Source organism: Polaribacter marinaquae (assembly GCF_038019025.1).
Lineage (GTDB): Bacteria > Bacteroidota > Bacteroidia > Flavobacteriales > Flavobacteriaceae > Polaribacter > Polaribacter marinaquae.
Genome location: NZ_CP150496.1, coordinates 748,736 through 761,552, shown reverse-complemented (window position 1 = coordinate 761,552; position 12,817 = coordinate 748,736). Strand labels below are relative to the sequence as shown.

Here is a 12,817-nt window from a genome sequence, read left to right as displayed (position 1 = left end):
AAAGATTTAAAAAACTGCATATACGTATAAATACCTATTTATTATTTATTAAATATTTATTGAAGTTTTTACCGTTTATTTTGGTGTATTTAGAGTCGATTTCATAATTAACATCCATCCCTGTAATATCAAAACCACCAGAAACATTCATGTATTTTATATTAAGATCCTCCTTAAATTGAGTGTTGCTAAATGAAACTCCGTTTTTAAATTGTGTATATTTAAATGTAGCGGTATCCTTAAATATTGCATTTGCAAAACTTACATTTTCACTAAATTTAGCATACTTAAATGTTGCAACTTCATTAAACTTGGTTTTATAAAAGTTGCTTTTTTGAAGGAATTTAGCATATTTAAAAGTGTTATCATCATTAAAAGTTGAGTATGAAAAATCTGAATCTTTGTAAAAATCAGAATATTTAAACATTGCTTTTCTAGTAAATTCACAGTTTTTAAAAATTACTTCTTCTTCAAAACTTGCTGTAAAAGTATAACCAGATTCTTCTGTAGGTATGTAAGCCAAAACATCATTTTTAAAAGTGCAGTTTTTAAAAGAAATTTTTACGCTAATTAGTTTTTTGATTTCGTTGGTATTACTGTTGTTATTAGAGCTCCAGTTAAACCAACTGCTTTTTTTCTTTTTTGGTACATTTTTTAAAGCATCATCCATAAATGTTAAATCTAGAACTCCTATGATTGTTGCATTTTCGATTGAGATATTTTTGCCATTTTTTATATCATTTAAAATAGTTGATGCCTCTATTTTCTTTTGAGAAAAAATAGAATTGTTTATACAAATCGTTAAGATTAATAGAGTAATTATTTTTTTCATGTTATAAAGTTTTAGTGTTTTATATAATGACTTTGTAAAACCTGATTTGTGACACTTTCTTTTTTAAAAATTAAAAGACCGAGAATACATCTCGGTCTTTTGCCTAAAACTAAAATACTAAAATAAATTTTACATCATTATATATAAATATCAGCCCCCCAATATCCATTGATGAAAATCTAATATAAATATACAAAGAGTAACTGTGGATTTAATGTAAATAATCGTACTTGGTATTTCTAAAAATCTCTTTTATTAATAAGAATTCGTCTTTAAAATAGTCTTTTAAAGATTTTGACGTAAACGATTTAAAATCTTTGGCAAAGTGAGATTCATCGTAATAATCATACATATAAATTAGGTCCTTCAGGTCAATTTTTTTTCCTTCATATTCTTTCATTAATTTCTTAAATCTATGAATTCTAATATATTTAGAAGGTGTTAAGCCTACTGTTTTTTTAAAATTGGTTTCTAAAGTTTTTTGACCAAAGGGTAAGTCTTCTAAAATTTCATTGACAGAAATCATTCCTTCTTTAAGATGAATTTTTTTTACAAGATCATCTATAATTAAAGTATTTTTATTTTCTGTTAAAGGTAAGGTTAGAATATAATCTTCTAGTTTATCGAATACTTGGTGATATTCATCTTTTCCTTTTAAAAAAATGTTTTCAAGTTCTGAAGTTATAACTTGGTTTATTTTATGAAAGCACTTGTATTTATTAGTTATTGATGAAGCATCGATATTGGTTAATTTGTGTAAAGATGTTGCTTTAAAATTCATACCGCAAACAATACCTTCTTTGTATAAATTAAATTTATAAGATTTGCTAAATTGCCCATAAACACTAAGCTTATGTAAATCTGTAACTTCTTTTGCAAGAGATATTCTTTGACCTTTACTATAAAAATAGGCTAAACCAGAAAAGTTTAAAGGCGGAATTATAGCTTCTAACGGTACGTCTTTTTTTTGATAATCAATTAAAAAAAACTCCTGGATTAAATGAGAAGTTTTTGTAACATCAAAATAAGTTAGCTTCATAGAATTTTAATTATAATTTTAAAAATAAAAAAAAAATCCTATAAAGCTATTTTTAATTTATTTTTTATTGATTATCCAGTCTTTTGCATTTACAAAAGCTTGTAGCCAAGGTGTAACTTCATCTTTTCTATCCGCAGGATAATTTGCCCAATTCCATTGAAAAGTAGAGCGTTCTATATGTGGCATTGTTACTAAATGTCTACCAGTTTTATCACACATCATTGCTGTATTAAAATCAGAACCATTTGGGTTATTTGGGTAACCCTCGTAACCATATTTAGCAACAATATGATAATTATTTTCAGTTTCTGGTAAGCTAAATTTACCTTCACCATGAGAAATCCAAACCCCTAACTCTGTACCTGCTAAAGATGATAACATTACAGAATTGTTTTCTTGAACTTTTACTGATGTAAATGAGCTTTCGTGTTTTTTAGAATCGTTGTGTACCAATTTTCCATGAACTTTATGTTCTGGATTAATTAAGTCTAACTCCATCCATAATTGTGCACCATTACAAATACCAACAGATAAAGTATCTTCTCGTTTAAAGAAGTTTTTTAAAGCTGTATTTGCTTTTTCGTTATATTTAAAAGCACCTGCCCAACCTTTTGCAGATCCTAAAACATCAGAATTAGAAAAACCACCAACAGCACCAATAAATTGAATGTCTTCAAGAGTTTCACGACCAGAAATTAAATCTGTCATGTGTACATCTTTTACATCAAAACCAGCTAAATACATAGCATTCGCCATTTCACGTTCTGAGTTAGATCCTTTTTCTCTAATAATTGCAGCTTTTGGTTTCTCAGTTTCAATTTTAGGTAATTTACCTGTAAAGTTTTTTGGAAATTTATATGTTAAAGGCTGTTTTTTATAATTATCAAATCTATCTTGTGCTAAATTATTAGCAGTTTGTTTTTGATCTAATAAGAAAGAAGTTTTGTACCAAACATCTCTAAGTTCTGCAACATCAAAAGAAAATGTATCTGTATTATTTTTAATGTTTACAGTACCAGAGTTATTTGCAGTACCAATTTTAAATACCGCAATACCTTTATCTTCTAATTCTTTTTCTACTGAAACATCTGCTTGAAATACAATTCCGGCATTTTCAGAGAATAATACTTTTATAGAATCTTCTTCGTTTAAAACAGAAATATCAAAGTCTGCACCTAAATTTACATCAGCAAAACACATCTCTAATAAAGTTGTTATAAATCCGCCAGAAGCAATATCGTGTCCTGCCTTAATTTTATCAGCTTTAATTAAATTCTGAATTGCATTAAATGTCTTTTTTACATAAGAAGAATTTGTAACATCTGGTGTTTCGTTACCAATAGCATTTAAAGCTTGGTTAAAAGAGCTTCCACCTAATTTATATTCGTCTTGAGAAATATTGATGTAATAAATATTTCCACCATCAACTTTTAAAACAGGCTCTACAACTTTAGAAATTTCATTACAGTTTCCGGCAGCAGAAATAATAACAGTTCCCGGAGAAATTACATCCCCATCAGGATATTTTTGTTTCATTGATAAAGAATCTTTACCAGTTGGCACGTTGATACCTAAATCTACAGAAAACTCAGAAACAGCTTTAACTGCTTTATATAAACGAGCATCTTCGCCTTCGTTTTTGCAAGGCCACATCCAATTTGCAGATAAAGAAATTGAACTTAAATTATCTTTTAAAGGCGCCCAAATAATATTTGTTAATGATTCTGTTATTGCATTTCTACTTCCTGCCTCAGGATTAATTAATGCAGAAATAGGAGCGTGCCCAATAGAAGTTGCTACACCTTCTTTACCGTTATAATCTAAAGCCATTACACCAACGTTGTTTAACGGTATTTGTAACGGACCAACACATTGTTGTTTGGCAACTTTACCTCCAACACATCTATCTACTTTATTTGTTAACCAATCTTTACAAGCAACAGCTTCTAGTTGTAAAACTTGCTCTAAATAGATTTTTAAATTCTTAGTTTTATAGCGAGGATTTTTATATTTTCTGATAACAGTTTTGTCTGTCATTATGGTTTTTGGCGAAGAACCAAACATATCTTCTAAAGCTAAATCCATTGGTTTTTCGCCAGTAGTTTTAGATTCGAAAGTAAAACGATTATTACCAGTAACTTCACCAACAGTATACATTGGCGAGCGTTCTCTTTCTGCTATTTTTTGAAGTGTCTCTGTATGTTTTTTAGCAATTACCAATCCCATTCTTTCTTGAGATTCGTTACCAATAATTTCTTTTGCAGATAAAGTAGGGTCACCAACAGGTAATTTATCTAAATCGATTTTACCACCAGTATCTTCTACCAATTCTGATAAACAATTTAAATGTCCGCCAGCACCATGATCGTGAATTGAAACAATAAAGTTTTCATCACTTTCTACCATACCTCTAACTGCATTAGCAGCACGTTTTTGCATTTCTGGGTTCGATCTTTGTACAGCATTTAATTCAATTCCTGACGCAAATTCTCCAGTATCTGCAGACGAAACTGCAGCACCACCCATACCTATTCTGTAGTTTTCACCACCAAGAATAACAATTTCATCACCATCTTTTGGTGTATCTTTTAAAGCTTGTTCTGCTTTACCGTAACCAATTCCGCCAGCTTGCATAATTACTTTATCGAAACCTAATCTTCTTGCCTCAGCATCACTAGAAGCTGCATTTTCTTTATGTTCGAAAGTTAAAACAGAACCTGTAATTAATGGTTGCCCAAATTTGTTTCCAAAATCCGAAGCTCCGTTAGAAGCTTTTATTAAAATATCCATCGGAGTTTGGTATAGCCAATCTCTGGCTTCAAATTTTTGCTCCCAAGGTCTTTTTTCTTCCAATCGCGAGTAAGAAGTCATATAAACTGCTGTTCCTGCTAAAGGTAAAGAACCTTTACCACCGGCAAGTCTATCTCTAATTTCTCCTCCAGAACCAGTAGCGGCACCGTTAAAAGGCTCTACAGTTGTTGGGAAATTATGAGTTTCTGCTTTTAATGAAATTACAGAATCAAAATCCTGTGTTTGATAAAAATCGGGTTTATCTGCTGTTTTAGGAGCAAACTGTGCAACTTTTGGTCCTTTTATAAAAGCAACATTGTCTTTGTACGCAGAAACAATGTCATTAGGGTTTTGCTTTGATGTTTCTTTTATCAATTTAAAAAGAGAAGTTGGCATTTCTTCTCCATCAATAACAAAAGTTCCGTTAAAAATTTTATGACGACAGTGTTCCGAGTTTACTTGAGAAAACCCAAATACTTCAGAATCTGTTAATTTTCTATCTATTTTTTTTGCTACACCTTCAAGGTATTCAACCTCTTCTTCGCTTAAAGACAAACCTTCTTGATTGTTATAAGCAGCAATATCATCAATTTCTATAATTGCTTCTGGTTGAATATCAATAGCAAATGAGTCTTGATGTAAGCTCTTAAATTTTTCTGAAATCATTGGATCAAAATCAGAAAAATCTTCTGAAATAGCTGTAAATTCTTCAATTCTAATGATATCAGAAATACCCATGTTTTGAGTGATTTCTACTGCATTTGTACTCCAAGGTGTAATCATTGCAGCTCTAGGGCCAACAAAAAAAGCATCTATTGATGCCTCATTTATTTTTGGTTGATCGGCAAAAAGCCAAGTCAATTTTGCAATTGTTTCTGTTGTTAATTCTTTTGTTGTTTGAACAGCGAATACTTTACTGTTTTTGTTTCCAAAGAAATGAATCATTATTGTGTTGTGTTAGCGTTTGTTGTAAATGACAAATTTACTTTTTTTCAACTTAATTTTAACTATTTATTTACGCGAAATTATATAGTTTTTAACAAAAAAAAAGACGACTAAAAATAGTCGTCTTTTAAATTCTATTAAGTAATTTCTTATTGCTTGATAAACTTTTTAGTAATCGATTGGTTTTGCGTATTTAATTTTAATAAATACATCCCTTTAGATAACTTAGAAACATTTATAGAACTGTTTGCGTTTTCTATTGTTTCTGATTGCACCAATTTACCTAAAACATTATAAATATTTATAGTTGCTTTTTCGTTGATATTAAAAAATAACTTGTTACCTGTAACAGGGTTTGGATACATTTTGAAACCGTTTAAAGTCTCTGAATTTGTACTTAGAGTTACAGTGTGACTTCCAATTCCGTTAAATGTGTTTTCAGGAAAAGCAGTCCATTCACCTGTTTTGTCAAAAGTAGTGTTAGGTGCAGTAATATCTCCGTTTCTTCTTAAAGTTACATTTTCTATGTGTTTACTAGCGTTTCCTTTTTCACCAATAACGTCAATTAATACACCATTTTTAAATAAACCTACAGGATCATTACCATTAAAATTAATAGGAGATCCGTTATTACTAGAAGAATTACTTACTCGCAATAAATCTGCTTCGGCAACCAAAGTAGGATCATCAGAACCTTCATGAATTATTACAAATACATCTCCAGGAATTATACTTTTTACATTTCCTGTTGAGATATCAAATTCATCAATCCAACCACCAGCACCATTAGATTGTTTTTTTATTGAATAACCTGCTAAATTAACAGTACCACCAGTTAAGTTAACAATTTCTAAAGCTTTATTATTTCCGCCATTTGGTTCTACATATTCTGAAAAGAATAATTCAGTTGCTGTACCAGTTCCTGCTTCAGTAGTTGTTACATTTACTGTATTAGATTGAGTAGATTCATTTCCAGCTGAATCAACAGCAATAACGTAAACAGTGTAAGCTGTTGAAGAAGTTAAACCAGTAATTGTTTCTGTTAGTCCAGAAACTGTACTATTTAATGTTCCATCAACATAAATATCATATTCAGCGACTGCATTGTTATCAGTCGAAGCATTCCATGTCAACACAAATGAACTATCAGAAATATTACTAGCAGAAATATTTGTTGGAGCAGAAGGAGCTGCAGTATCTTGTAATGTTGTTCCGTTTACTGCGACACTTTGTTCTGAATGATTATTTACTAAATCTTTTGAAGATACAGTAATTGCATATGTTGTATTAGAAACTAAATCTGTTAAAGTTACAGAAGTAGCAGAAGTAGTTTGCTTTGTTAAAATTCCGTTAACATATATATTATAACCTGTTACAGCTTCATTATCTGTTGAAGCATTCCAGCTTACATCTAGGGTTGTAAAAGTTTCATTACTAATTGTTACGTTAGTTGGTATAGAGGGAGCTTCTGTATCATTTGTTGTATAAATACCCCATAAATCTTGAGCAGAATCTCCACCCCAAATTCTTGTAGCTAAAAATGGATTGTCAATAAATGGATTTCTATTTCCTTGCGCATATGTATTTGCTGTATTTTCATGAAATGTATTTCTAGCTTTTTCAAAATCTGATACGGGATCTTCAACATTCCAAACTAAAAATAAATCAATCATATCATCTGGAGTAGAAGCAGTACTACCCACACCAACTGCGGTTGGTAAACAAACATCGCCATAACGAACATACATGTACATCATCATTCTTGCAACATCTCCTTTCCATTCATCACCAGGATACCAAGCAGCTGTGTTTGGTCCATCGTTTCCTTGATGAAAATCTACAGTTGAAAATCCAGAATTTCCAGATCCTCTTCCAAATTTTCTATTGCTTCTAGAAGAATTTGTTGAAGGATCAGCAGGTCTTAAATGATGTGCATCTGCACCTGGACCAACTGAACCTAAATTTGGGTTTCCTAAAGAACGTGCAAAAACATGTTCTCTATTCCATTGTGTACTTCCTCCACCGTTGTTATTAATTCCTCTTTGACGATCATTTGTAATACCGCTATCAGACCCATTTTCCCATCCATAGATTAATAATACTTCACTAGAGTTTGTAGGATTAACATCTGTAACTTTAGACGCTTCCCAAACCCCAGGAGTATAATCTAATGTATTTGTGTGTGTACTAATAATTTTTGTTGCTAAAGCATCTTTTAAATCTGTACCAGATAATTGTAAATTAACATCACTATAATAAGCTTCTTGACAGAAAGAAATTAAAGAGGTTAAAGTAAGAATACTAAAAAGTAATTTTTTCATCATATGTATTTATTAAAAATTAAAAAATAGATATTTCTTTTTCTGCAATTAAACCTTAATACTAGCAATATATTAAGCTTGTTTTTTTTCTAAAAGCGCCATATAAAATCCGTCGAAACCAGAAATTTGAGCTAAAACTTTTTTATCTTTTACAAAAGTAAAGTCTTTTCCTGCTTCTGATGTTAAGAAATTATTAACTTGATCTTGATTTTCTGAAGGAAGTATAGAACAAGTAGCATACACCATTTTTCCGCCTGGTTTAACCATTTTAGAATATTGTTGTAAAACGTCTTGTTGAACTTTTTTAATATTATCTATAAATTCTGGTTGTAATTTCCATTTAGAATCTGGGTTTCTTCTAATAACACCTAATCCAGAACATGGTGCATCTATTAAAACTCTATCTGCTTTACCGTGTAATTTTTTTATAGGTTTTGTAGAGTCGATAACTCTTAAATCTATATTGTGGGCCTTGTTTCTTTTTGCTCTTACTTTTAGTTTACGTAGTTTGCTTTCGTAAATATCCATAGCAATAACTTGCCCTTTGTTTTTCATTAAAGCAGATAAATGTAAAGTTTTACCACCAGCACCTGCACAAGTATCTACTACTTTCATACCGGGTTTAACATCTAAATAAGCAGCAACCAACTGAGAAGAAGCATCTTGAACTTCAAAAAAACCATTGTGAAAAGCTTCTGTTTTAAACACATTTGCTCTTTCTGGTAATACCAATGCATCTGGATGATTTGGTACAAATTCTGTAATTACGTTTTCTGCTCGTAACTTTTTTTGAAGTAATTCTTTAGAAATGTTTAAAGTATTAGTTCTTAAAATAACTTTTGCTTGCTCGTTTAAAGCGGCAATTTCTTTGGTCCAAACTTCATTTCCTAATTCTTTTTCGCATAATTCATCCATCCAATCTGGTATAGATTCTCTAAATTTTCTTGTTTTAGAAAGTTCTGCAAAACGACCTTTAATTCTTCTTTCTGGTACATCACCAATTTGGTTCCAGTCTGGTAAAGCAATTCCTCTTAGAATACACCAAACAGAAAAGAGTCTCCAAATATTATCTCTATCATAAGGTACTTTTACTTCGGCAATTTCTGCATAAAGTCTATTCCATCTTACAATGTCGTAAATTGTTTCTGCAACAAATTTACGGTCTCTTGCGCCCCAACGTTTGTCTCTTTTTAAGGCTTTTTCTACAGCTTTATCAGCATAAACACCTTCGTTAAATATATCTCTAATACTGTCTATTACAGCAAAAGTTAAATTTCTATGTAATCTCATTTTATAATTTTGTACAAGGGGCAAAGTTACAAATATCTATTACTAGATTCTAGTTTTAACATTAATATTATTTTAAATTAAAATACACATAATAAAGAAGTCTTGGTTTATTGTTTAATTTGTATTATATTTGTTTAATTCTTAATCCTCCATATAGATGAAAAGCATAGCATGTAACATTTTAACAAATTGTAGATATAGTTTGTTGAATTCTTCGATTTTAAATTTAGAAAACGAAAATATCGTTATAAATGAGTTTTCGAAAACTTTACAAGAGTTTCCTTCCTAAATTTTATTTAGTACTTCAATAGTTTTTTAGATCCAAATATTAGCTTTTTCAAGGCTTGTATATGATCATCTTATTGTTTCCCCAACAATAAAATGAATTCCCTGTTACTTTAAATTATTCTAATTAATTCTAAAACTCTCGACATGAAAAAAGAGATTATTAAAATTTTGATGGTATTTTTTTTAGTTTTAAAAACTACGATTCTTTTTTCTTTTTCAGAAAAATCTAGTTTACTAAGTAAAGATTTAGCTTCTTTAAAAATATCTACCAACAAAATAAACCCTGCAGTAAACGATATTAGTTTATTGCCTAAAAATACGATTGTACCTTTAATAAATGATACTACAAATTTTACTTCATTAACCGTTACAGGCACTGAATTTTGCCCAATCATTGGAAGTTGTATAGATGATTGGACAGGAAACGGAGCAAATGTAATTGATGGCGATACCGATAATTTTTCTAGAGCATCAATTTTATTAGGTGGTGATGCTGAGGTTTTATCAATTACATATCCTACAGAAGATATTCCTGCAGGTTCATATGCTGGTTTTAGAATTAGAAATGCTTCACTATTAAGTTTGTTAAGTAATAATACTGCTATTAGAACAAGAGATGTAAATGGAGATATTGTAGATACTTATAATTTAGAAGGCAGTTTAATATCGGCACTAGATTTTAGTAATGCTACTAATGTAGGTTTTGTTACTACGGGTAATTTTAGAACAATAGAAATTGTATTTGGCGGAGATTTGCTTAAAACAGGTAGTTTAGATGTTTTCTATCCATTTATAAAACTCTATCAAGAAAATTCAACTTCTTTAACTTGTAATGATGTAAATACAATTACAAATCCACAATTTCCAGTAGAAGTTGTAGATGTGGGTGTAACAGGTGTTAATGTGTCTTTATTAGGTGATGTTATTCAAAATCAAGAATTTTTAATTGATTCAGATTTAACAAATCATGCAACTTTAAATGCAGGTTTAGTTGGGGTAGGTGTTCTAGCAACTTCATATATTTCAATAGCAAAACAAGCAGATTTTTCAACAGGTGTTGTTACTCCTTTCTCATCAAATACTTATGCTGGTTTTAACATAACTTCGGCTAATTTATTAACCGCAGATGTAATTGGTAACATCACTATTTCTACATATTTAGATAATGTTTTTCAAGAAGATAATTCTAATTACAACGCTTTGGTAAATCTACCATTATTAAGTTCAGACACTCAAAATGTAGGTTTTGTTACAACAAAGCCTTATGATGAAATTAGAATAACTGTTTCACAACCAATTGGTGTAAATTTAGGTGAAATTCAAGTGAATTATCCTGTTGTAAAAAAATATTGCGTTAGCAATCCTTTTAACTGTAATGAGCAAGTTTCTTGGGTTAATTCAAATCATCCGGTAGAAATCTCTACTGTAAATAGCAATGGTTTGGTTGCTGCTGGCGGAACCATAGATAATATCGATAATATTATAAATTCAGATACTACAGATTATGCCGAAATAGATTTAAGCGTTGGTGTAATTTCTAGTCTAGAAATTGGTGTTTATGATGTTTTGCAAGAATATTCAGGGCCTCAATTTGTAGGTTTCGAAATTGAAACAGCAACTTTATTAGATGTAAATCTTTTAAATAACATTTCATTATCTACCTACTTAAATGGGGTTGCAACTGGTGATAGTGTTAGCGGCGCTAATATACTTTTAAGTGCACCACTTTTAGTGGGGTTAAATAAGCAAACAATTGGTATGGTTACTTCTAATATTTTTGATGAAGTAAGATTAGAGTTTAATACAACGGTAGGTGCAAATTTAGGTGTTTTTAGAATTTATAATTCTACGATAAAAAAATTGTGTACTAAAGAATTAGCCTGTAGCGAAACCTATTACTTGAATTCGCCAGAATTTTCTACTTATGTAGATTATTCAAAATCTGGCGTTTCTGGTTTAGTTTGTGTAGGCTGTAATGTTTCTAATACAGACGCGATATTATCTGCTTCAAATTCAGATTTTGCATCAATAAATATTACAGCAGGTGTTGCTGCAACTGGTAGTTTGGCAGTTAGAGACGCTACAAATGCTTATCCAGCAAATTCTACTGCAGGTTTTGTAGTTAAATCAAATTCTTCAATAGTAGAAGTTTCTTTGTTTGATAGTATAACTATAGAAACTTTAGACCAAAATGGTAATGTACTAGAATCTGCTTCTGGTTCAGACTTAATTGATTTAACTGTTTTAATTAATCTTTTAGGAGGAACACCTAACGGAATTTATAATTTAGGTTTTGAAACCACACAGAAATATTACGGAATTCAAATTACTGTTGCAAAATTGGTAGACGTAAATACAAATTTAGATCTAACAGATAATAATGATTTAGATATTTACGGTGCTTTTGTAGACACGCGAGGCGCAACAGGTGCTGGTTTTGAGTTTTGTTTAGACACAGATAAAGATACAGTGCTTGATGTTAATGATTTAGATGATGATAATGATGGTATTATTGATGCTGAAGAAAACGGAGGTATAAATCCTATTTTAGATTCAGACGGAGACACAATTTTAGATTACAAAGATTCTGATACTCCTGGTTTTGTAGATTCTAATTTAGACGGAGTAGATGATAGATTTGATTTAGATTTAGACGGAATTATAGATCAACATGATACAGATGCCGATGGTGATGGATGTCCGGATGCTATTGAGGGTGCAGGGAATTTTATTTTTGATGATTTGGTAAATAATAATTTTGGAACAATTGCAGAAACATCTGTAGGAACAAGTTTAGGCATTCCATTGTTAAATGGTGTTTTGGCTTCTCAAAGAATAACACCAGCAGTTCGTGATAATTTAGATAATTACTCTTGTTTTATAGATTTATCTATTGTTAAAACTGTAGAAAATCCTGTTGTTAAACTTGGCGAGACCGTAATTTTTAATATTACGATTACAAATAACGGAGGTTTAATTGCGAATAATGTTGTTGTAAAAGATGTTTTACCAGAAGGATTGACCTATAATGAAAGTTCTTCTTCTATTCCAAATAATACATTATACAATCCAGAAACTGGCTTATGGAGTTTTGGAACGGTTCAAATAAAACAAGGCGAATCGTTTACCTTAAAATTAGCATCAAACATTATAGAAAAAGGTATTTTAAAGATAAATAAAACAGAAGTTTTTACATTTAACAATGCACAAAATGAATTCGATTCCATTGCAAATTCTGATGATTAAATAATACGAAAAATTCTATATTAGTTTTAAAGGATAATCTGTATTTTCGTTACTCCTAAAAATTAA

At 30.4% G+C, this 12,817-nt stretch carries 6 protein-coding genes; 1 reads left to right on the top strand and 5 read right to left on the bottom strand.

Annotated features, from left to right (window positions below; genetic code table 11):
• Nucleotides 1-34: 34 nt before the first annotated feature.
• The 5 genes from WG950_RS03520 to WG950_RS03500 all read right to left on the bottom strand — a co-directional run bounded on the left by WG950_RS03520 (nt 35) and on the right by WG950_RS03500 (nt 9,217).
• Nucleotides 35-832 carry a pentapeptide repeat-containing protein gene (locus WG950_RS03520; protein WP_340934177.1) on the bottom strand — a complete coding sequence of 266 codons (798 nt, stop codon included), beginning with the start codon at nt 830-832 and terminating at the stop codon, nt 35-37.
• A gap of 211 nt (nt 833-1,043) precedes the next feature.
• Entirely contained in the window at nt 1,044-1,871 is an 828-nt protein-coding gene (locus WG950_RS03515; protein WP_340934176.1) for a helix-turn-helix domain-containing protein, read from the bottom strand.
• Nucleotides 1,872-1,928: 57 nt separating this feature from the next.
• On the bottom strand, nt 1,929-5,606 hold the full coding sequence (gene purL / locus WG950_RS03510) for a phosphoribosylformylglycinamidine synthase (protein ID WP_340934175.1): 3,678 nt from the start codon (nt 5,604-5,606) through the stop codon (nt 1,929-1,931).
• Nucleotides 5,607-5,755: 149 nt separating this feature from the next.
• On the bottom strand, nt 5,756-7,930 hold the full coding sequence (locus WG950_RS03505; protein ID WP_340934174.1) for an endonuclease: 2,175 nt from the start codon (nt 7,928-7,930) through the stop codon (nt 5,756-5,758).
• Between the two features lie 69 nt (nt 7,931-7,999).
• A complete protein-coding gene (locus tag WG950_RS03500; RefSeq protein WP_340934173.1) occupies nt 8,000-9,217 on the bottom strand; it encodes an RsmB/NOP family class I SAM-dependent RNA methyltransferase in 1,218 nt (405 codons plus the stop codon).
• A 432-nt stretch (nt 9,218-9,649) separates the two neighbouring features.
• On the opposite strand from WG950_RS03500, the gene WG950_RS03495 reads away from it, so the two are divergent.
• The gene (locus tag WG950_RS03495; RefSeq protein ID WP_340934172.1) at nt 9,650-12,751 is read left to right on the top strand and encodes a DUF11 domain-containing protein; all 3,102 of its coding nucleotides are present in this window, start codon (nt 9,650-9,652) and stop codon (nt 12,749-12,751) included.
• The last annotated feature ends 66 nt before the right edge of the window (nt 12,752-12,817 follow it).